At 45.1% G+C, this 22,214-nt stretch carries 18 protein-coding genes, 1 tRNA gene and 1 rRNA gene; 7 read left to right on the top strand and 13 right to left on the bottom strand.

Annotation, left to right across the window (positions count from 1 at the left end):
- Positions 1-3: 3 nt before the first annotated feature.
- Together rrf and GVO60_RS16125 are read left to right on the top strand one after the other, a co-directional pair.
- A 5S ribosomal RNA gene (rrf, locus tag GVO60_RS16120) occupies positions 4-120 on the top strand.
- Positions 121-190: 70 nt separating this feature from the next.
- Positions 191-281: transfer RNA gene (locus tag GVO60_RS16125), tRNA-Ser, on the top strand.
- A gap of 76 nt (positions 282-357) precedes the next feature.
- Here the strand turns inward: GVO60_RS16125 and GVO60_RS16130 are convergent.
- From GVO60_RS16130 to glnA, 7 genes are all read right to left on the bottom strand, one after another.
- On the bottom strand, positions 358-1,167 hold the full coding sequence (locus tag GVO60_RS16130; RefSeq protein ID WP_225874937.1) for a substrate-binding periplasmic protein: 810 nt from the start codon (positions 1,165-1,167) through the stop codon (positions 358-360).
- A 119-nt stretch (positions 1,168-1,286) separates the two neighbouring features.
- The gene (gene add, locus GVO60_RS16135) at positions 1,287-2,291 is read right to left on the bottom strand and encodes an adenosine deaminase (protein WP_159655843.1); all 1,005 of its coding nucleotides are present in this window, start codon (positions 2,289-2,291) and stop codon (positions 1,287-1,289) included.
- Positions 2,292-2,389: 98 nt separating this feature from the next.
- On the bottom strand, positions 2,390-4,930 hold the full coding sequence (gepA, locus tag GVO60_RS16140) for a phosphodiesterase GepA (RefSeq protein WP_159655845.1): 2,541 nt from the start codon (positions 4,928-4,930) through the stop codon (positions 2,390-2,392).
- Positions 4,931-5,091: 161 nt separating this feature from the next.
- Entirely contained in the window at positions 5,092-6,495 is a 1,404-nt protein-coding gene (gene glnG, locus GVO60_RS16145) for a nitrogen regulation protein NR(I) (protein WP_159655847.1), read from the bottom strand.
- 33 nt (positions 6,496-6,528) lie between these two features.
- On the bottom strand, positions 6,529-7,593 hold the full coding sequence (gene glnL / locus GVO60_RS16150) for a nitrogen regulation protein NR(II) (protein ID WP_159655849.1): 1,065 nt from the start codon (positions 7,591-7,593) through the stop codon (positions 6,529-6,531).
- A gap of 91 nt (positions 7,594-7,684) precedes the next feature.
- Positions 7,685-8,215, bottom strand: a complete 531-nt coding sequence (locus tag GVO60_RS16155; RefSeq protein ID WP_443098429.1) for a DUF4124 domain-containing protein — start codon at positions 8,213-8,215, stop codon at positions 7,685-7,687.
- A 150-nt stretch (positions 8,216-8,365) separates the two neighbouring features.
- A complete protein-coding gene (glnA, locus tag GVO60_RS16160) occupies positions 8,366-9,775 on the bottom strand; it encodes a glutamate--ammonia ligase (RefSeq protein WP_159655853.1) in 1,410 nt (469 codons plus the stop codon).
- 476 nt (positions 9,776-10,251) lie between these two features.
- Between glnA and typA the strand changes: the two genes are divergently transcribed.
- On the top strand, positions 10,252-12,081 hold the full coding sequence (typA, locus tag GVO60_RS16165) for a translational GTPase TypA (RefSeq protein WP_159655855.1): 1,830 nt from the start codon (positions 10,252-10,254) through the stop codon (positions 12,079-12,081).
- Between the two features lie 140 nt (positions 12,082-12,221).
- Here the strand turns inward: typA and GVO60_RS16170 are convergent, their stop codons facing one another.
- On the bottom strand, positions 12,222-12,746 hold the full coding sequence (locus GVO60_RS16170) for an AAA family ATPase (RefSeq protein WP_159655857.1): 525 nt from the start codon (positions 12,744-12,746) through the stop codon (positions 12,222-12,224).
- Between the two features lie 6 nt (positions 12,747-12,752).
- Positions 12,753-13,394, bottom strand: coding sequence for a DUF2959 domain-containing protein (locus tag GVO60_RS16175; RefSeq protein WP_159655859.1), 642 nt, complete (start codon positions 13,392-13,394; stop codon positions 12,753-12,755).
- Between the two features lie 35 nt (positions 13,395-13,429).
- Here GVO60_RS16175 and GVO60_RS16180 point away from each other — a divergent pair, with 35 nt between their 5' ends.
- From GVO60_RS16180 to GVO60_RS16190, 3 genes are all read left to right on the top strand, one after another.
- Positions 13,430-14,377 carry a virulence factor BrkB family protein gene (locus GVO60_RS16180; protein ID WP_371862481.1) on the top strand — a complete coding sequence of 316 codons (948 nt, stop codon included), beginning with the start codon at positions 13,430-13,432 and terminating at the stop codon, positions 14,375-14,377.
- Positions 14,349-14,783, top strand: coding sequence for a D-aminoacyl-tRNA deacylase (gene dtd / locus GVO60_RS16185; RefSeq protein WP_159655863.1), 435 nt, complete (start codon positions 14,349-14,351; stop codon positions 14,781-14,783). Before GVO60_RS16180 ends, dtd begins: the two co-directional genes overlap by 29 nt.
- A gap of 66 nt (positions 14,784-14,849) precedes the next feature.
- Positions 14,850-15,785, top strand: a complete 936-nt coding sequence (locus GVO60_RS16190; protein ID WP_159655865.1) for a bifunctional GNAT family N-acetyltransferase/hotdog fold thioesterase — start codon at positions 14,850-14,852, stop codon at positions 15,783-15,785.
- Here GVO60_RS16190 and GVO60_RS16195 read toward each other — a convergent pair.
- The 4 genes from GVO60_RS16195 to hslR all read right to left on the bottom strand — a co-directional run bounded on the left by GVO60_RS16195 (position 15,743) and on the right by hslR (position 21,069).
- Positions 15,743-17,698 (bottom strand): AsmA family protein, encoded by a 1,956-nt coding sequence (locus GVO60_RS16195; protein ID WP_225874938.1) that lies wholly within the window; start codon positions 17,696-17,698, stop codon positions 15,743-15,745. The two genes, GVO60_RS16190 and GVO60_RS16195, sit on opposite strands and share 43 nt — an antisense overlap.
- Positions 17,699-17,809: 111 nt before the next feature.
- Positions 17,810-19,441, bottom strand: coding sequence for a phosphoenolpyruvate carboxykinase (ATP) (pckA, locus tag GVO60_RS16200; RefSeq protein ID WP_159655869.1), 1,632 nt, complete (start codon positions 19,439-19,441; stop codon positions 17,810-17,812).
- A 338-nt stretch (positions 19,442-19,779) separates the two neighbouring features.
- Positions 19,780-20,655, bottom strand: a complete 876-nt coding sequence (gene hslO / locus GVO60_RS16205; RefSeq protein ID WP_159655871.1) for an Hsp33 family molecular chaperone HslO — start codon at positions 20,653-20,655, stop codon at positions 19,780-19,782.
- 27 nt (positions 20,656-20,682) lie between these two features.
- Positions 20,683-21,069 carry a ribosome-associated heat shock protein Hsp15 gene (gene hslR / locus GVO60_RS16210; RefSeq protein WP_159655873.1) on the bottom strand — a complete coding sequence of 129 codons (387 nt, stop codon included), beginning with the start codon at positions 21,067-21,069 and terminating at the stop codon, positions 20,683-20,685.
- Positions 21,070-21,292: 223 nt separating this feature from the next.
- On the opposite strand from hslR, the gene gspC reads away from it, so the two are divergent.
- Positions 21,293-22,183: a type II secretion system protein GspC gene (gene gspC / locus GVO60_RS16215; RefSeq protein WP_159655875.1), complete on the top strand. Its 891-nt coding sequence runs from the start codon at positions 21,293-21,295 to the stop codon at positions 22,181-22,183.
- Positions 22,184-22,214: the final 31 nt, after the last annotated feature.

The raw sequence follows: 22,214 nt of genomic DNA on the forward strand, positions 1-22,214 counted from the left end.
TTGCTTGGCGACCATAGCGATTTGGACCCACCTGATTTCCATGCCGAACTCAGAAGTGAAACGAATTAGCGCCGATGGTAGTGTGGGGCTTCCCCATGTGAGAGTAGGACATCGCCAGGCTTTAAATATCGTTATCTGTATAGACAGGTAACTACATCATCAGTGTACTAATCTGACGATGACAATTTGTGGAGAGATGGCTGAGTGGTTGAAAGCACCGGTCTTGAAAACCGGCATACGTTAATAGCGTATCTAGGGTTCAAATCCCTATCTCTCCGCCACATTGAAAAGCCTCGCTAGAAATAGCGAGGCTTTTTTCATTTCTGTTCAATCCTGTTTCTGTGATTTGTTTGATAATTAGTAATACTGGTTATAAATACTATCTGTTTCGCCGCTTGCTTTCATTTTTATCAAAACCTTCTGTAGTTCATAAGCTTTAGATCCCTTTCTTAGCTGTACTGTGGCGTTATTTGGTCCCTTCTCTTTATTTGGGTTGTAGTCAGGATTTGGTACTTCTTGGTAGTGATTAGAGTTACGTGAGAAACCCAAATATAAAGGTTCCACACCACCACAGCACTCCATGTGAACTTTGATGTCTTGAGCATTATGGATTTTGAGGTAATAGAGTAGAGATGCTCGATTGTAGATATAGAAATCCCCTCGCTTTTTACGTAGCAAGCTAATTGCTTTCGGAATGGTCATTTCTGGTACTGCATAGATTCGAATGTTTTCTAGCTCACGTACAAAGTCGGGTGATCCAAGAGACTGTAAAATGGTCGACCCTTCAAGTTGCTTTAGAGAGGTTATCGTTGGGAATTCGTGCCGAGAGATGCCGATTTCTCCTCCAGGAAAACCATTCTCAATGTAATAGGTATAAACCTCGCGGTGTTCATTGAAATTAAAGCCGGGATAGAAGTCGATCTCGCCATCTTGTAACTGCTTTAATATACGTTTTTTGGGGCCTCGAATGATCTCTAGTTGACAGCCTAGTTTTTCGGCGATGACTTGGTAGAAGTGAGCATAAAGTCCACTGCTATCAGGTGCGGAGGCAATTAAAGGTAGGCGCTCATTTGTTCTATAACCCATTTTTAGAGTACAGGCTTGAGTACTAAACGATACGGTGAGTAGTAAGTATAGAGATACGTGAACCAACATGGTCAAATGCATCCTGTGATCCTCCACGAAAGCGAGCTGGTAGGAATGCATAAAGTTTAGTTGAAGACTAGTCGATAGGTATAAAAAAGCCGACGTTTATTCGTCGGCTTATCAGCATCTAAAAATGAAAGTTATACGCGGTTAGCGACTTTATCTTTAAGCTCTTGTTTTTCTGCATCAGAAATGAAAGCGAGTTCTAGACCGTTGATCTGTGCTTGACAAATTTGTTCTTGGGATAGCCCTGCTTGTGGTGCTGCTACTTCGTATTCATACGGAAGTTCAATACCTTCAACTGCTGGGTCATCAGTGTTGAGACAAGCTAATACGCCGTGCTCAAGGAACTGTTTTAACGGGTGGTTAGCTAACGTTTCAACAGTGCTGGTTTGGAAGTTTGATGTTAGGCAAGACTCAATACCAATACGGTTAGCTGCAAGGTAATCCATTAGCTTAGGATCGTGAATTGCTTTTACGCCGTGACCGATACGAGTTGCACCAAGCTCCTGAATCGCTTGCCACATACTTTCAGCACCAGCAGCTTCACCTGCGTGAACGGTGACTTTTAGTCCTGCATCTTTGACTTGTGCAAAGTGTTTAACAAAACGATCGCCTGGTTGGCCTAGCTCATCACCTGCCAAGTCTACAGCAACAATTTTGTCTTTTTGAGTTAGGATAGCATCTAGCTCTTGCTGACAAGCGTCAGTACCAAATGTGCGGCTCATAATGCCAATTAGGTTGGTCTTGATACCGAAGTCACGCATACCTGCTTCTACACCGTCAACAACTGCCTCAACGACACCAGCGATAGGGAGTTTATGTTTCATTGCCATGTAGTATGGAGAGAAACGTAATTCAGCGTAATCGATTTGTGCGTTTAGTGCGTCTTCTACGTTTTCGTAAGCAACACGACGACAAGCGTCTAGGTCACCTAAAACAGCAACCCCCCAATCTAATTTTGAAAGGAAAGCGACTAATGAAGGCTCAGCTTCGACAATTTGAACGTGAGGAGTTAAAGATTCTACGTCGTAAGCAGGTAAAGCCACACCAAACTTTTGGCCAAGCTCTAGAATGGTTTTAGTACGGATATTACCATCAAGGTGACGGTGAAGATCAGTCAGAGGGAGGTTCTTGGTTATCATTATTGTCATTCCAATTAGATGAGTTGAGCTAAGTATAAGAATCAATGACAGTAGTGTCAGCAGAGTAAGGGCAGAAAAGCAGCGATAGACGTTGCTTTTTATTTCATGTTAACTAAATCTGTTGGCCATTCTTTAAAAGGAACAGGGCGACTATATAGAAAGCCTTGTGCTTGAGGACAATTTAGTTGAGATAGCATTTGTGCTTGTTCTTCAGTTTCTACGCCTTCCGCGACAAGATCCACTTTCATTCCGCGCGTCATATTGATGATGGCGGCAACGATGGAGGTATCTAAGCCATTACTATCCAGTTTATTGACAAAGGTGCGGTCTATTTTTAGACAGTCAAAAGGTAGCTTATGTAAGTAAGCAAGAGAGCTATATCCGGTACCAAAATCATCAATAGCGATATGAACACCAAGCTCTTTGATCGCTTGCATATTCTTAATCGTCACTGGGTCATTATCAACAATGCGTGATTCAGTAATCTCTAGGGTTAGATTATTTGCAGGCAGTCCCGATTTATTGAGAACATTGCGTAAGCTTGCAATAAAGTCGGGTTGTGATAACTGGTTGACTGAAAGGTTAACGTGCATATGGAAGCTTTCATCCCACTTTCCTTCCTCAATACCGCGAATAGCATCTTGGCATGCTTGCGTGAGGATCTGCTCTCCCATTGGCCCGATAAGACCGCTCTCTTCAGCAATTGGGATAAACTCTAAAGGTGAAACTAAACCAGACGTAGGAGATATCCAACGCGCGAGAGCTTCTGCACCCAATATTTTCCCTGTATTGATATCGACAATTGGCTGATAGAAAGGAATGAACTCGCCATTCTCTAGTCCCTCTTTTATTTGCGATAACATCAAGGTTCGCTTGCGGGAGATATCTGCCATTTCCGGACTGTAGTAGCTGACTTGAGAAGATTCTTGCTTGGCATTGCTGAGTGCAATACTGCCGTTGCGAAGCCAGCGAGTCATATTATGATCAGGACCACTTTCTACAATACCGATTGATACGTTAACGACGATGCTTTCTTGCTCCATGATGAAAGGAGACGCAAACATCTGCTGAATTCGGCGCGTGATCAATGAGGTTTGTTCTGCGTCGTACAGCTGAGGTATGTAGATTGCGAACTCATCACCACCGATGCGGGCAAGGTAACTCTCGTCTGAAAAAAGAGATTTCAAACGCTCCGAAAGAATGATTAATAGCTGATCACCTTTATAGTGACCTAGGCTATTGTTGATATTCCTAAATTTGTTGATCCCGATAAGCATTAAGGTGCCATCAAGTTTGTTCAACGTATCGCAAGTGTCGATTAAACCCTCACGGCTATAGAGTTGGGTGAGGGAGTCATAGAGCAGTTGTGAGCGCAGAGCTCGAAATGAGGCTTTTAAATTATTGGCCATTTCGTTGAAGGCGAACACTAACATTGTCGTTTCGTAGATATTGCCTGGTTTCGGCATTTGCGTGTCCCAATCACCTTTGGCGAGGTGTTTTGCTGCAGCCACTGTAGAAGTAATTGGGGCGACCACGCGATTGAATGCAACCAAGCCAATGGTGATACCGGTTAAACAGACAATCACGCCGATAATCCAGCTATAACGCTGGCTCTCTGGGAGTCTTCCCAGTAGATCAGACTCTGAGATCGCTACACCGATTTGCCACTTGAGGCCATATTCGTCGATATATGGTGTCAGGTGATTAAAGAAGCGCTCGCCATTAATCTTGAGTGTAAAACGCTCTATCTGTTCCAGGTGATTGAGATTATTGCTATCGGTGTACTCTGCGCTTCTTTTAACGATTAGGTTGGCGCTTTCAGTCGCAAGTAATCTTTCTCCTTTCTTACTATATGGGGTTCCCCAAGAAACAACGCTCCCGCCCGTAGAGTGTGCCACTAGCCTTTGTTGGTCATCAATAATAAAAATGATGGCATTGGTACGCTCTTGTTGATCCTTTAAGAATGAGTTAAATGTATCAATCTTAACATCGGTGACTACCACACCTTGAAACTGATTCTGTTGGAATACAGGTGTTAGGGCAGAGAGAGTGATTTCTTGTCTTTCATCAGCATTGGCATAGATTGAAGACCAAATCGGTTTTTTTGCTTTGGCGACAGGGGTATACCAAGGACGGACTCGAGGATCGTAGTCACTGATGATAGAGCGAATATCATTGCTTGCTGTTTGACCACGATAGATGATGAGCTGCTGATTGGTGCGGTCATCTTGCACCATGAGAGTAAAGCCTTGGTTTGCTTCTTTTCTAAAGCCGATATATTCGGCATTTTCACCACCAAAGCCAATCACATCCAACTGAGGGATCGAATCATAGCGATCTTGGAAACTAGAGAGAAAGTATTGCTCGATAACTGAGCCATCACCAGGCGTGTACAATTGGTTGAAGCCAATGCTATGACTTAGCGCCAAGCTTGCTTGAAAGGGCTCATTAAGGAACTCATTCAACTCAAGCGTGACATTATTGGTTAAAGCGGAGAGTTGTTTATCGCTAATATCGACCACCATCTCTTCATAGCTTTTTTTCTGGACAGCAATAATGACACCGATTGTGATAATAAAAATCATCACAAAAGGAAGCACTACCGCCGTTCTAAGCGTAATCTGTGTGGTTGTTGACATACTCTTGCTTCTATAGATGGTGTATATCGTATTCTATATTCTTAAAAACACTCAAGCGAGCCATTTTTAGCCAATAAACCATTCATCATAGCTAAAATAGTAAACTGATTGATTACAATTTATCTATTTTTTGTCATTCCTTCAAAACTTAGATTAATGACTTAATAGAGCTCTTTTAGTTTGCGTGTCAGAGTGTTTCTTCCCCAGCCTAATACTTTAGCGGCATCTTGCTTATGGCCATTGGTATGCTCAAGTGCTGCTTCCAAAAGTATACGTTCAAATTCAGGAAGTGCGTAAGAAAGTAGTTCAGTATCTCCCTGAGATAGCGATTGTTTTGCCCAAGATGAGAGTTGAACCTGCCATGAGTCATTGGTTGAGAAGCTTTGCGTCGACTTTTCTTCAAGCAGTTCGGTTGGGAGATCGCTTGGTAATACTTCGCTGCCACTCGCCATTACCGTGAGCCAGCGACAAATATTCTCAAGTTGTCTTACGTTCCCTGGCCATTCAAGGTTGTTGAGCCTCTCAATTGTGGTTGGGTGAAGCGTTTTTACATCCACACCAAGCTCTTCCGAGGCTAATGCTAAGAAGTGCAATGTTAGCTTCTCAATGTCTTGTTTGCGTTCTCGCAGGGCAGGGATTTGGATTCGAATAACATTAAGGCGGTGAAAAAGGTCTTCACGAAAGTCGCCTTCATGGACTAGCTTTTCAAGGTTTTGGTGTGTCGCTGCGACAATTCGCACATCCACTTTTATGGGTGAGTGTCCGCCGACTCGATAAAACTGACCATCGGCGAGAACGCGCAATAAACGCGTTTGAATATCGAGTGGCATATCACCAATCTCATCCAAAAACAGGGTGCCTCCATTGGCTTGTTCAAAGCGACCTTGGCGAATGCTATTGGCGCCAGTGAATGCTCCTTTCTCATGACCAAACAATTCTGACTCGATCAGATCTTTTGGAATCGCCGCCATGTTGAGCGCGATGAAGGGTTTGCTGGCTCGCGGACTGTGCCTGTGTAATGCGTGGGCGACCAGTTCTTTACCTGTACCGGACTCACCATTAATAAGAACAGAAATCGATGAGCGCGAGAGTCGACCAATGGCGCGAAACACCTCCTGCATGGAAGGCGCTTCACCAATGATCTCTGGCGCGTTGTATTCGGCTGTGTCAGCGCTTGCTTGCTCTCTTTTTTGTTCTTGGCTATGAGCAATCGCACGTTCAACTAGAGTAAGAGTTTCGTCAACATCAAAAGGTTTTGGAAGATACTCGAAAGCCCCTTTTTGATAGGCGTTAACGGCGGCATCCAAGTCAGAGTGGGCAGTCATGATAATGACTGGAAGATCAGGAGAGCGTTCATTTACTTGGCGCAGCAGTTCGATACCATCGATGCCCGGCATGCGAATATCTGATACTAATACGTCAGGGCTTTCACGTTCTAAGGCCAGTAATACGCTTTCGGCATCTGAGAAAGTGTCACACTTAATATTGGCGGATGAGAGCGTCTTTTCCATAACCCAGCGGATTGAGCTGTCATCATCGACTACCCAAACGTATCCTTTACTCATAATTCTTCCTCACAGCAATGCAACTCACGTTAATTAAATCGGCAGGTAAATTGTAAATATGGTTCTGCCTGGCCAGCTTTCGACATCGATCTTTCCTTGATGTTGATCGATGAGGTTTTGCGAAATTGAAAGGCCTAGCCCAGTACCGCCTTCTCTACCGCTGACCATAGGGTAAAAGAGTGTGTCTTGTAGATCGGCAGGAATGCCAGGTCCGTTGTCGATAATTTCAACTCGCGCGGCCAGCTTACAACGCTGACCATGAATATTGGCTTGATGCACTGTTCTGGTGCGAACCGTGATTTTGCCATTGTTTTGGTTTTGTAGAATTTGACCAGCATTGCTGACGATATTCAGTAAAGCTTGCTCGATTTGGTCCGCATCCATTAAAAACTCAGGTAAGCTAGGATCGTAGTCACGCTCGATGACAACACTTTGTCCGATCTCCAGTTCAACCAGTTGGCGAACTTTTTCTAAAATAAGGTGCAGGTTTTCATTTTGCTTTTTACCTGGCTTTTGAGGGCCGAGCAGTCGGTCGACTAAGTTTCTGAGGCGATCCGCTTGTTCGATAATGATTTGGGTATATTCAGTCAGCGATTGGTCTGGCAGCATGCGCTCAAGTAATTGTGCTGCACCGCGTAGGCCACCTAATGGGTTTTTGATTTCATGGGCTAATCCGCGAACCAATAACTTGGCGGCTTGTTGCTGCGCATGTTGATTGAGTTCCTGTGAGAGACGACGCTGCTGACCAATTTTACGCATTTCGACCAGCAACATGAGTTCGCGGTTCCAAGAGATTGGGCTAACCGTAACTTCTAACATCAAGGGTTTACCATCAACAACAAAGGTCACGTCACTATCCGTAATGCTCTGGCCACTTTGTAGGGGCTGAGAAAGCAGCGCTAAATCCATTGAGGCGTGCTGAATGAGCTTAGACAATGGTTGATCGACAATGCGCTTGGCACTTTGCGAGAAGAGTTGCTCTGCTGATGGGTTTGCGTACTTCACCTGAAGTACTTCATTCATCACCAAAGTCGCCGTTACTTGGTTGTTTAAAATGATACTGTCGAGTTCATTACTCACAAAATACCTCTCATCCATGATCTTAAAATGTGCAATGCACCATAATGGTGCGTTCTACATTTCAAGTATGGCGCAATCTAGGCTAGAGCAGAAGAAAAAAGTCGTGTAATCACTTAGGTTTTACAGGTGAAGGGACCTTTTTCTGGCTCGCACGTAATAGATGCACCGATATAGGGTTAGAAGATGCAATAAGCTTGCCGTCTCTATGAGCTTGAATCATAAAGGTATGCGTACCTCGATCTAGGTTTCTTAATTCCCAAAGGGACTGAACTTTAGGCGCTGAATGAGGGGCGCCATCCATCACCAGTTGTAAGCTTTCATCAACAGCCAGTTTTCGGTTGACTGTGGCTCTAATCGTAAGCATTCCGGCATTGCTGCGTATGGTTTGGTCATGCAGTGGCGCAATGATACTGATTGTTAGTGGTTCAATGGTGGGTTCTGACGCGCTTGGAGGTTCAGGCGGCGTTGGTTGCTCAAATTGAGGTGCGGGAGCAGAGTCACGATAGTCGGGCATTTCTATTTTTTTAGCATCATTGCTAATCGGTGTATCGCTGAAATGGACAACCCCCATGTCGTCGGTCCAAGTATAGACAGTTTGGGCCATACTTAGCGCGGTTTGGCTTAACATGAGGCAGAGCATGATGAGCGTTCGCATCGCGTGTTCCTAGCTGACTATGGGTGGGAACTTGATTTTAAACCGATGAAAAGCCTAGAAGAAATGAAAAAGGCTCGCCTGCGAGGCGAGCCTTAAATTTTTGCAACATGACTGAATGTTGCCAACTAAAGTCGATTATACAGAGTAGTAAAGTTCGAACTCTAGTGGGTGAGTTGTCATGTTTACTTTCTCTACGTCTTCAGACTTAAGACCGATGTAAGAATCGATGAAGTCGTCAGAGAATACACCGCCAGCAGTTAGGAACTCACGGTCAGCATCTAGTTCTTCTAGCGCGTCTTTTAGTGAGTAAGCCACTGTTGGGATCTCTGCTGCTTCTTCAGCTGGAAGATCGTAAAGGTCTTTATCCATCGCTTCGCCTGGGTGGATCTTGTTCTTAATACCGTCAAGACCAGCCATTAGCATTGCTGCGAAACATAGGTATGGGTTAGCCGCTGGGTCACCGAAACGAACTTCGATACGACGCGCTTTAGGGCTTGGTACCACTGGGATACGGATAGAAGCAGAGCGGTTACGAGCTGAGTAAGCAAGCATAACTGGCGCTTCGAAGCCTGGTACAAGACGCTTGTACGAGTTAGTTGATGGGTTAGCAAATGCGTTGATTGCACGAGCGTGCTTGATGATACCACCGATGTAGTAAAGCGCCATTTCAGATAGGCCGCCGTACTTGTCACCAGCAAATAGGTTAACGCCATCTTTTGCTAGAGATTGGTGAACGTGCATACCAGAGCCGTTATCACCAACAAGTGGCTTAGGCATAAATGTCGCTGTCTTACCAAATGCGTGAGCAACGTTGTGTACAACGTACTTGTAGATTTGGATTTCATCAGCTTTAGTCGTTAGAGTGTTAAAGCGAGTTGCAATTTCGTTCTGACCAGCAGTTGCTACTTCGTGGTGGTGCGCTTCAACAACTAGGCCCATCTCTTCCATGATTAGACACATTGCAGAGCGGATGTCTTGAGATGAATCAACAGGAGCTACTGGGAAGTAACCACCTTTAACGCCTGGACGGTGACCTTTGTTGCCTTCTTCGTACTCAGAACCTGTGTTCCAAGCTGCTTCCACGTCGTCAATCTTGAAGAAAGAACCTGACATGTCAGTTGCGAATTTAACGTCGTCAAATAGGAAGAACTCTGGCTCAGGACCGATTAGTACTGTGTCAGCTACGCCAGTAGAGCGCATGAAGTCTTCAGCGCGCTTAGCGATAGAGCGTGGGTCACGGTCATAACCTTGCATAGTTGCAGGCTCAAGAATGTCACAACGGATGTTTAGCGTTGCATCTTCTGTGAATGGGTCAAGAACCGCTGATGATGCGTCTGGCATCATTACCATGTCTGATTCGTTGATGCCTTTCCAGCCAGCAACAGAAGAACCATCGAACATCTTACCTTCTTCGAAGAAGTCTGCGTCAACTTGGTGAGAAGGTAGAGAGATATGCTGCTCTTTACCTTTAGTATCAGTAAAGCGTAGGTCAACAAACTTAACTTCGTTTTCTTGGATCAGCGATAGAACGTTTTCTACTGACATCTTGGATAACCTCCAGTGTTATTAATTCGGTATTAGCGTGATTTGTTATAAATCCAGCATTGATTAATTTCATTTCAATCGTATTAATCGATGCTGATTTTACTAAAGCTAAAACCGTGCCAAAAAATTAATCCATTAATTTTCAATAAATTAGCGGGCTAGGTTCAAATGTGATGCACTGTTTTGCACCAAAATGATCTTGTGTTGCACCAAGTTGGTGCTTTTGCTTGGTTATGCACCAAGAGTAAACAAAATCGAGTTCCATTCAGCCGAGTTTTGTCCTTGATGTCAATGAGGATTTCACCTTACTCAGAGGCAGCTTGCGTTTCATCAATAAATTATCTTCGCAAAAGTAGCGAATCAGATCACATATTTCTGGGTTTTTCGCTAGAATCTGGTACATTATGGCCGTTTTTTTAATCAAATAAGTTTGCCGAGATTTTCGGTGGGCTACTTATATCGAGCGAATCAAATCCATGGCTACTCCACAGATTGATAAATTAAGAAATATCGCGATCATCGCGCACGTTGACCACGGTAAAACAACACTGGTTGATAAACTACTGCAGCAATCAGGTACTTTAGAGTCTCGCGGCGAAGCTGAAGAGCGTGTCATGGACTCAAACGACATCGAAAAAGAGCGTGGTATTACCATTCTTGCTAAGAACACAGCAATTAACTGGAATGATTACCGCATCAACATCGTAGATACTCCGGGACACGCGGACTTCGGTGGTGAAGTAGAGCGTATCATGTCTATGGTTGACTCTGTGCTACTTATCGTTGACGCAGTTGATGGCCCAATGCCACAAACTCGTTTCGTAACGCAGAAAGCATTTGCTCACGGTCTTAAGCCAATCGTTGTAATCAACAAGATTGACCGCCCAGGCGCGCGTCCTGATTGGGTTATGGACCAAGTATTCGACCTATTCGACAACCTAGGTGCAACTGATGAACAGCTAGACTTTAAAGTAGTTTACGCTTCAGCACTGAACGGTTGGGCTACTAAAGAAGAAGGCGAAACTGGCGAGAACATGGAACCACTATTCGAGACTATCGTTGAAGAAGTAGCGGCTCCACAAGTTGACCTTGAAGGTCCACTACAGATGCAAGTTTCTCAGCTAGACTACAGCTCTTACGTTGGTGTTATCGGTGTTGCACGTGTAACTCGTGGTAGCGTTAAGCCAAACCAACAAGTAACGGTTATCGGTGCTGACGGTAAAACTCGCAATGGTAAAGTAGGTACGGTAATGGGTTACCTAGGCCTTGACCGTCATGAAGTAGAGCAAGCAAACGCTGGTGATATCATCGCTATCACAGGTCTTGGCGAGCTGAAAATTTCTGACACTATCTGTGCTCAGAACCAAGTTGAAGCACTACCAGCACTGTCTGTTGATGAACCAACAGTAACAATGACGTTCCAAGTAAACACGTCTCCATTCGCAGGTAAAGAAGGTAAGTTCGTAACTTCACGTAACATCCTTGAGCGTCTAGAGAAAGAATTGGTGCACAACGTTGCACTACGTGTTGAACAGACTGACGATCCAGACAAATTCCGCGTATCAGGCCGTGGTGAGCTTCACCTATCTATCCTGATCGAAAACATGCGTCGTGAAGGCTTCGAGCTTGCTGTATCTCGTCCAGAAGTAATCATCAAAGAAGAAGATGGTCAGCTAATGGAACCGTTTGAAACGGTAACGATTGACGTTCTTGAAGAGCACCAAGGCGGCATCATGGAAAACATCGGCCTACGTAAAGGTGAGCTGAAAGACATGGCACCAGACGGTAAAGGCCGTGTGCGCATGGACTTCGATATGCCTTCTCGTGGTTTGATCGGTTTCCAAACTGAGTTCATGACACTAACGTCAGGTTCTGGTCTTCTATACCACACGTTCGATCACTACGGCCCACACAAAGGCGGTAACATTGGTCAACGTATCAACGGTGTATTGATCGCAAACGCTGCAGGTAAAGCACTGACTAACGCACTGTTTAACCTTCAAGAGCGTGGTCGTCTATTCATCGGTCACGGTGTAGAAGTATACGAAGGCATGATCATCGGTATTCACAGCCGCGACAATGACCTAACAGTAAACGCACTGAAAGGTAAGCAGCTAACGAACGTACGTGCATCTGGTACTGACGACGCTCAGGTTCTGACTCCACCAATCAAGCACACTCTAGAGCAAGCTCTTGAGTTCATTGATGAAGATGAACTAGTAGAAGTAACACCAGAAAGCATCCGTATCCGTAAGAAGTTCCTAACGGAAAGTGATCGTAAGCGTGCATCTCGCGCTGCAAAATAATCACTGAATTGTTGATGTAAAAAGCCCCGAGTAGCGATGCTGCTCGGGGCTTTTGTTTTATCTGGCATTAGAGTAATCAATAAGACAGTTTATTATTCGTCATTCTCAAGAAGAAGGAACGACCGAGCTGGGATCTCGCTCTAGAGTCCTAATTGGCGCTGAACAAACTGAACTCGCTCTGCGACTGTCATAAATGGCACATCAATCACTTCATAGCCAAGCTGCTGATAAAGCGCAACTAGGCTGTCATGAATCTTGATTGCTCCATCAAAGGGGTAGGGGCGAATTTCATCTTGTACGTAGATGCTCGCTTCAGGGCGACAGAAGAAAACTTGTTTGTGGTAACCCTTACTTGCGGAACTGTATTTGGACTCGATTTCTAACCCTGCCTGCGATAGATAACCACAAATGTCTGGAATCGCCCTATCTAAAAACGCGACGGTTTGTTGGTTGGCTTGTTGCTTTTGTAGCAACATCACCTCTAAGCAGAGTGCCGCGAAGGCGGGTAAATTATCCCAAGGCAAAATGCCATCTTCATACTGACTCTGTTGCTCGATCAAATCACGCGACACTTCACCATAGGTTGCAAAGCCTTGTTGAGACAAGGCTTCTATCAGTGTGGTTTTACCAGCACCAGGGCCGCCTGAGATAATGATTGGCTGCATTCGAGGTTACTTCTGATTGAGCTTTTGCAGGAACTTATCAGATTCAGCAATGGCTGCGTTCATCTGCTTGATCGCGTACTGAATGTCTTTTTCTAGGCTTGAAAATTCGCCCTGTAGAGAGCCGATCGCGCTCGCATTGAGGTTATGTTTCAGATAAAGCGTGTTGTCGCGCAGTGTATTCAGTACTGGTGTCATTTTGTCTTCTGCTCGCTTCATCGCGCTTAGCATAGTTTTGTACGATGTTTTGGTCTCACGCAGTTTCTGCTCGCTTGAGCGGCGTAATTTCGCACTGGTATAAAGGTCTAGCTCGCTCTGCCATTCTGAGAATAGTGCGTCAGAGACATCTTCAATTGCCGCAATACGAGCGCGAACATCTTCAGCTGCTTTTTCACTGTCCTCATACTTATCATTGATTTGGTTGTAAACCGTTTCCAGTTCGCCACCATCAAAGTTAGTCAGGGCTGATAAGGCTTCAAGCGCACTGGTAAATTCTTGTTGTGCGTCTTGTTGAGATTCTTTGGCTTCTTCAACGCGATCCACCATAATATCGCGTTTGTGGTAGCCTACTTGTTCCATTGCTGAATAGTAGGCAGACTGACAACCTGTCAGGGTGAAAATGGATAATACCAAAGCCAGTAAATACGGCATGATTGTTTCCTTTCCTTTAGAATTATGCTGTTAGGATGACCGAGTCGGTTAGGAGTTACAAGTTGAAATTTGAGCAAATCATTAAGCAAAGTCTGAATTTTGGACGCTACCTATTAACCAGAATGAATCACGATAGGGTCAACGTGAATGCTGGCTACCTTGCTTATATCACGCTGCTGTCTATTGTACCCATGTTGACCGTTTTATTGTCGGTGCTCTCTTCTTTTGCCATTTTTGAAAACGCGGGTGATGCGATTCAAGATTTCGTGATCACTCACTTTGTGCCGGCTGCGGGTGATGCGGTTAAAGGAGCGCTGCTCGAGTTTGTTGCTAATACTGGCAAAATGAGCGCGGTTGGTGGTGGCTTCTTGTTTGTTGCCTCTTTGATGCTGATATCCAATATCGATAAAAATCTTAATTACATTTGGCGAGTGAGAAATAAGCGTCGTGCGGTTTTTTCGTTTTCTATGTATTGGATGGTCTTAACGCTCGGGCCGATTTTAGTTGGTGCCAGTATTGCCGCGACCTCTTATGTGACTTCGTTGAAAATTCTCGAAAGTGAAGCGATCTCAGGGGTATACAACTCGCTGTTACGTTGGCTGCCGTTTTTGCTCTCTTTCTTTGCTTTTGTTGGGCTTTATTTACTGGTGCCAAATAAGAAAGTGCAGATCTCTCACGCAATGGTGGGGGCGATTGTTGCGGCGCTGTTGTTTGAGGCGAGCAAGAAAGGCTTCGCTGCGTACATTACTCAATTCCCTTCGTACCAACTTATTTATGGCGCGCTAGCCGCTATTCCGATCTTGTTTGTTTGGGTTTACCTCTGCTGGCTGATTGTATTGGTGGGGGCAGAAGTCACTGCTGCTCTTGGCGAAAGAGAGCACTGGAGTGAGCCTAAAGAAATGGTACACTCCCCTGAAAAACGAATCGAACTTAAGTCGAATAAAGGAAGTCATAGTGATAGCACTGATTCAGAGAGTAAGTGAAGCGGCCGTCCGTGTGGATGGCGAAGTCGTGGGCGAAATCGACCAAGGTCTACTTGTGCTATTGGGTGTTGAGAAAGACGATGACGAAGCGAAAGCCAAGCGCCTGATGGAGCGTGTGACCACTTATCGCGTGTTTAGTGATGAAGATGACAAAATGAACCTCAACGTGAAACAAATTGAGGGTAAAGTGTTGGTTGTTTCTCAATTTACCTTGCCGGCAGATACTAAAAAAGGCACTCGCGCGGGCTTTTCCCGTGGTGCTAACCCTGCGGATGCTGAGCGTCTGTATGAATACTTTGCTGATCAGTGCGCGCAAGTGTTGCCAACGGAACGTGGCCAGTTTGCAGCGGATATGAAAGTGTCTCTGGTCAATGACGGCCCAGTGACTTTCTGGTTGCAGGTATAATTGCACGTATAATTACAATATAGGCTAGAAGGGAAGAAGCGATCTCTTCCATTAAAAAGGACTTTTATGTTTAAGCTGATCACGCCGAAAACCGATAACCAACTCAACAAGTACTACCATTTCCGCTGGCAGATGCTGCGTGAGCCGTGGCGCATGCCATTAGGTTCTGAGCGTGATGAGTACGATCCAATGAGCCATCATCGCATGATTGTGGATGGTCGTGGCCGACCAATGGCGATTGGACGCTTATACATTACCCCAGACAGCGAAGGCCAGATTCGTTATATGGCGGTTAAAGGCTCACGTCGTAGCAAAGGCATGGGTTCATTAGTTTTGGTTGCTCTGGAGTCGTTAGCACGCCAAGAAGGGGCTAAGCGTTTGGTGTGTAGTGCACGTGAAGATGCGATCTCCTTTTATCAAAAGAACGGATTTGAATGCCGTGGTGAGTTAACCGATGAACGCGGCCCTGTTCGCCACCAACAGATGGTCAAACCGCTCGACCCAATGGCGAATGTACTTCGCAAACCTGAATGGTGTACAGAATTACAAGAGCGCTGGGAGCATCAAATCCCGATCAGTGACAAGATGGGCATTAAGATTAACCAATACACAGGTTATCAATTTGAGTGCTGCGCTCAGCTCAACCCAAACCTAAACCCACATAACACCATGTTTGCAGGCTCCGCTTTTACTTTGGCTACGCTAACGGGTTGGGGGATGACATGGCTGTTAATGAAAGAGCGCAACCTGAGCGGTGACATTGTTTTAGCGGACAGTCAGATTCGCTATCGCCATCCGGTGACTCAAAACCCAGTCGCATCGACCTCTTTGGATGGTATCAGTGGCGACTTGGATCGCTTGGCTTCTGGGCGCAAAGCTCGAATTGTGATTCATGTGACCATCTACAGTGGTGAGCATGCGGCGGTAGAGTTTATCGGTACTTATATGCTGTTGCCGGACTACAAAGCGACACTTGATGAGAGTGGCGCACCGGTTTCTTGATCTTCAGCGCCACTGGTAACTGCTGGTGGCGCGACTTCTTCTACGCAATTGTCCTCAATAACGTTCGTCCGCGAGAAAATATCAGACCATAGCCTTTGGCATTGCTGGCTGGTTTCAAACAATAAAGTGGCAAATTCAGGCTTGGTTAAATCAATCACACCTGTCATTTGAGCGTGATCTGATTTGGATTCAATCTGAATTCTTCCACGATCAGCACTGACTGTAATGCGCGCTAAGGGCCAATTTTGTTCAAAGCTGCTTTCTCCGTCGACATTTTTTGCGCTTAAAGTCCCTTGATGTATCTGTACGTGTGTTTTACCACTTAAACTATGAGCAAGCATTGAGTAATCACCTGACAGTCCGCTCAGCTCCAACTCCACTTCTGCTAAGCCTTGCAGTGAAAACGGCAACATCGACTGTAAAATAGGTTGGTCTGTTGGAATGCCGTCTGCGTGTAATACAAGATTCCACGGTGCGCTAATTGTACTGCCATCCCACATGCCATTTGCTTCGATATAGCCTGATTTTAGGGGCAAAAATGCCCGTTCTAAGGTGACTTTGCGCTGTTTGGCATTTACTTCTACCGCAGCTTGGGTTGTGAGTAAGTTATCTAAGCTCGCATTGTTGGCACTGATTTGGAGTTGGCCATCAAACAGCCCGGCTTGACCTTGCTTGATTAGATTTAAATTTCGGCCATCGATCGTCAGACCTGAGAGCTGCCAATACGGACGTTGCTCAACCTGAATGAACTGGCTGTTTTTCACTTCAAGTTCTTTGATGGTGAGAGATTGAATAGGCTCACTGGCTTGAATAGCGGCGTCGGTGATTTCATTCAATCCCTCTAGCCAAGTTATCCCTGACATTCTTAACTCTTCTAGAGTCAGCTCTGAGGGCGAAATTTCACCCTTTAATTGAACCCAGCCATCTTTGAAGTCCGCATTAAATAGATCAACCTTAATACCTTTTGAAGAGAAGCCGACTTCTGCAGTAGGGGAGATGAAACGAATTTGATCGTAAGAGAGGCTTTCCGCATCAAACGAGAAATACCCGCTGGTTTGTTGCCACAGTGACTTCTCAAGATTGATATCTTCCAGTGAGGCATCAAGCTGCTCGAAATGCCAGCCAGAGAAGTTTAAGTTGCTGCGCAGTATATCGAGGCTATTAATATGGTAAACCGGAAAGTCGAGTGTTTTGAGTGTGGTCAGCATCTTGTTGGCGGGTGCAACACTATCTAGATTGAGATTAAATATGGTGACGTTTATCAGTGACCAGCCTTGGTCAAATTGCTCTGCTTGACCTGATATGTCTGCACCGTGCCATTTGAATGAGCTACCGTAAATAGTGCTCTCTTGGGCTTGATACTTGGCGTCAACCAGAACGTCGTTAAGTGCTTCGCCTCGGACGTACAACTGTTTAGCGGCGAATTGGATATCACCAAACGGCAGGGTTTGCTGTGGGGTTTCCCATTGAGGTTGCTCGATTTGTACATTGACTTCGCGAGCTGACCAATCGTGAGTGGAGAGATCGACATGTTGCAAGGCCAGTTGGTGAAGGTACACATCATCAAGCAGCGATGAATCAGTCTTATCGAGGTCAAACGTCGCGCCTTCAATTAATAGAGAATCCAGTGCGATCTTGCCCTGTTGCCAAGGTAAAGCGCTTAGCCAGAGAGTCAATTTGGGGATTTGTAGAGTTTGCTGTTTAGCTTGGATTTCCACATCTTCGAGCGTCAGTTGCAGCGGAGGAGTGTAACGAGCCTGTTGAGCCTTGACTTGATATGGCGTGAAAGTTTCAAATAAAACACTGACAGCTTGAGGGGCGTGACGAGTCTGCATCACCGCGTACAGCGACAGCAGTGAAAGGCCGACAAAGCCAATTATAAGCAGAGAGAGCAGGGTCAGTGTTTTCTTCACAATTGCGAATTTCCATTTCCATGATGGTGATAGCTTGAAACATTTTCTGATGACAGGCAACAAAAAGCCCCTCGAAAGAGGGGCTTAGCATGTTATTTGAAGAGGGGGTCACTAATCTAGCTGAGGACCTGCTGCAACAAGTGATTTCCCTTCATCGTTATCCGTGTACTTATCAAAGTTATTGATAAAGCGAGCAGCAAGGTCTTTTGCTTTGCTTTCCCACTGTAGCGGATCTGTATAAGTATCACGTGGATCTAGGATGCTTGGGTCTACATCATGTAGCGCGGTTGGAACTTCTAGATTGAAGATTGGGATATGCTTAGTTTCTGCATTCTCAATCGAACCATCTAAAATTGCATCAATGATGCCGCGTGTATCTTGAATAGAGATACGTTTACCGCTGCCATTCCAACCTGTGTTGACTAGGTAAGCTTCTGCGCCTGCTGCTTCCATACGTTTCACTAACACTTCTGCGTACTTAGTTGGGTGTAGTGTAAGGAATGCTGCACCAAAACAAGCAGAGAAGGTCGGTGTTGGTTCAGTAATACCACGCTCAGTACCTGCCAGTTTCGCTGTGAAACCTGATAAGAAGTGGTACTTAGTTTGTTCCGGAGTTAGCTTCGACACTGGTGGTAGTACACCAAATGCATCTGCAGACAGGAAGATAACTTTATTTGCATGGCCGGCCTTAGACACTGGCTTAACGATGTTCTCAATGTGCTCGATTGGGTAAGAAACACGAGTGTTTTCAGTTTTAGAACCATCATCAAAATCAATTGAGCCATCACTGCGAACGGTGACGTTCTCTAGCAGAGCATCACGACGGATAGCGTTGTAGATATCCGGCTCAGCTTCTTTCGATAACTTGATAGTTTTCGCGTAACAACCACCTTCAAAGTTGAAGATACCGTCGTCATCCCAACCGTGCTCATCATCGCCAATCAACTCGCGTTTAGGATCGGTTGATAGCGTAGTTTTACCTGTGCCAGATAGGCCAAAGAAGACCGCAACATCACCGTTTTCTTTGCACTTGTTCGCACTACAGTGCATAGATGCGATGTCTTTAAGAGGAAGGAAGTAGTTCATCATTGCGAACATACCTTTCTTCATTTCACCGCCGTACCAAGTACCGCCGATTAGCTGCATGCGCTCAGTTAGGTTGAAAACTGTGAAGTTCTCAGAGTTCAGACCCTGCTCTTGCCATTTTTGGTTTGTACATTTCGCACCATTCATAACAACGAAGTCTGGTTCAAATGTTGCTAGCTCTTCTTCCGATGGACGAATGAACATGTTTTTCACGAAGTGGGCTTGCCATGCAACTTCTGTGATCACTCGAATGCTTAGGCGAGTGTCTGGGTTAGCACCACAGTAACCATCGATGACAAAAACACGCTTACCTGAAAGTTGACCAGTAACGAGCTCTTTCAGTTCGCTCCATACCTTTTGATCGATTGGCTTGTTATCGTTCTTTACCGCGTCTGAAGTCCACCACATATGTTCTTCAGTCGTTGCGTCTTTAACGATGTACTTATCTTTTGGTGAGCGACCAGTAAAAATACCAGTATCAACAGCAACAGCACCTAGCTCAGTGACTACACCTTTTTCGTAGCCTTCAAGATCAGCGCGAGTCTCTTCTTCGAACAGCATTTCATAGCTTGGGTTGCGAACAACCTCTTTAACGTTATGCAGCCCATGTTTGGTAAGATCAATTGTTGCAGCCTTTGTATGTTCCATAACGGTCATAGGTGCTCCTTATCGGAAATATTTGTAGGGATTTTGTAAGAATTTTTTTAATTTTTATCTGCTCACCATGCTAGCAATGGGCTTGCAAGAAAACAGGGATATAGCTCAAATAATATCCATGTTTTCAGTGGGGTTTTAAGCGACTCATCACATATTGGCGTGGTTAGTTTATCGTGTGCGCAAAGCTTTGCGCTAGAGCAAAATGATTATTAATTGTTTAAAATTAACCAGTTGCTTTATTACAGGTGAGGCTAGGGTTTACGGGGCTTTGATCACAAAAAGGCCAGCGTGATGCTGGCCTTTGATCGGTTAATTACGTGCTTGGTAAGCTGTAAAAATTAATGCAGGGTTTTATTGCCTGTTGATGCTTGCTTAAACAGTTCCGACACTTCTGCTTCGTCATACGAATAAGTCGTGCCGCAGTAATCACAATGTAAAGAAATTGAACCAACCTCTGCCAAAATGTCATTCACTTCTGCGCGATCGACGGTCACGATAGCTGCGCCACTACGTTCACGTGAACAGCCACAGTGGAATTCAACCGGTTGTGGATCAAATAGACGTACTTTTTCTTGGTTGTATAGGCGGTAAAGCAGATCATTAGCTTCTAGTGTGAATAGCTCTTCATTTTTAACCGTATTGGTAAGCTGTTCTAGATGCTCAAAATCTTCTGGTGAACCTGTGCCGTCTGGCATCACTTGAATCAGCATGCCTGCTGCGTGTGGTTTACCTTCTTGCTCACCAGTGCGGATCCAGATGCGAGTTTTAAGCTGTTCAGAGTTAGCAAAGTAGCCTTCTAGAATTTCAGCTAGGTTGTCACCTTCTAGGCCTACAATGCCTTGGTAGCGTTCGCCTTTCTTCGGTTCAATCGTGATCACTAGGTAGCCTTTACCCAACATGTCATGGATTGAAGCGTCATCAGCAATGTCACCTTCCCAGCGAGCTACACCACGGATCTTCTGATCGTGGTCACCATTGATAACCGCTAGTGATACAGGGCCGTCGCCTTGAAGTTGCATTGTAATTGAACCTTCGAACTTAAGTGTTGCCGTAAGAAGGGTTGTAGAAACTAATAGCTCACCAAGCAACTTTTGTAGTGCAGCTGGGTATTCCTTGCTAGAAATAATACGTTGGTATGCTTCATCCAATTGTACCAACTCACCACGTACTGATAGGTCTTCAAAAAGGTAGCGGTTTAATACGTTGTTTGCCATTGAGTTAATTCCTCGTACGTATGGTACTTATTGATGTTTAAACTTGATGATGTCGCGGCGCTGTTTCTTATCAGGGCGACGATCAGGGCTTGGATTATGCGCATGAAGTTTACGTTGCATAGCACTTTCTTCACGCTTAGTTACGCTCTCGGCGGTTTCACTGTAGAGCGTCTGCGCTTCAGGTGCACCGCGGCGTTGGTCAGAAATCTTTTCTATAACAACGGTTTTCTCTTCATTGCCTTGGCGAAGAGTAATAATTGCACCGAGCTCAACAGCCTTGCTTGGCTTGCTGCGCTGGCCATTATAGTGAACTTTGCCGCCATCGACCATATTTCGAGCAATGGAACGTGTTTTGTAAAAACGCGCTGCCCATAGCCATTTATCGAGTCTTACTGCTTCTGTTTGGGAACCCATTGTGAAAAGTGACCTCTAATGGTGGTAAAAATGGATGCAAATATGCTGCTGTAACAATGGTGACATGCAGCCCATTTTTCAAGCGAGGGTAGCAAATTTGTCTTTTACCTTAGTGTGTATGACGAGTTAACGGTTTAGCTTGTTTCATATTTTGATACAATGGTTGGCTACCCCTTTGATTTATGGGCACGATTTTATTAAGCGCAGACGAGAAGGATATTCTGTGAAGCAAAAAGGCGTAAACGCACTCTTTAAGTTGGGCGAATCAGTAAAAGAAGTTCAAGTGCAGCAACGTATTAGCTTTACAGTCATGGCGTTGTTGTTGGTGATGAGTGCATGGATCTTGGGTCAACTGGTTTGGCAGCCTTTAACTTCTGAAACGGTCACCAAGTGGCAGCCAACGCGATTCTCTGCTGGCCAAACATCTTCATCTCAAACCGTGAATCTTACTGAACTGCAAAATAGCCACTTGTTTGGTGAATATCAGGAGCAACGTCAAGTTGTTACACAACCAAAGGTAGAAGATGCACCGAAAAGCCGCTTAAGTGTGGTATTAGTGGGTGTTGTGACCAGTACTAATCCAGATAAAAGCCTCGCGGTTATTGCCAATCGTGGTAAACAGGCAACGTATGGAATTGGTGAAGTTATTGAAGGTACTCGTGCCAAGCTTTACCAAGTGCAGAAGGATCGTGTCATTGTTGATAATTCGGGCCGCAACGAGACCGTGATGCTAGAAGGTCTTAAGTACAGTAAGCCTGAGCCTGAAAAAGCCCCTCAACCGTCATCTTCTAGTGCTCAAATTCCACAAAATAAACTGGAACAAATTCGTGATGAAATTCGTAAGGATGCGAAACAAATCTTCCAGTATGTTCGCATGTCTCAAGTGAAGCGAGATGGTGATGTTTTGGGCTATCGACTCTCTCCGGGCAAAGATAAAGCGCTATTTGATTCGGTCGGTTTAAAGCCGGGTGATGTAGCAACGCAAATTAATGGTTTGGATTTAAAAGACTCGTCAGCAATGGGAGAGATCTTCCAAAGCATATCGCAAATGACAGAGTTAACGTTAACGGTTGAGCGTGATGGTCAGCCGTACGAGATATACATTGAATTATAAGGCAGTTGCTCCAGCAGCTGCTTCCACGAGG

The sequence above is a fragment of the Vibrio atypicus genome (genome assembly GCF_009811315.1).
GTDB classification, from domain to species: domain Bacteria; phylum Pseudomonadota; class Gammaproteobacteria; order Enterobacterales; family Vibrionaceae; genus Vibrio; species Vibrio atypicus.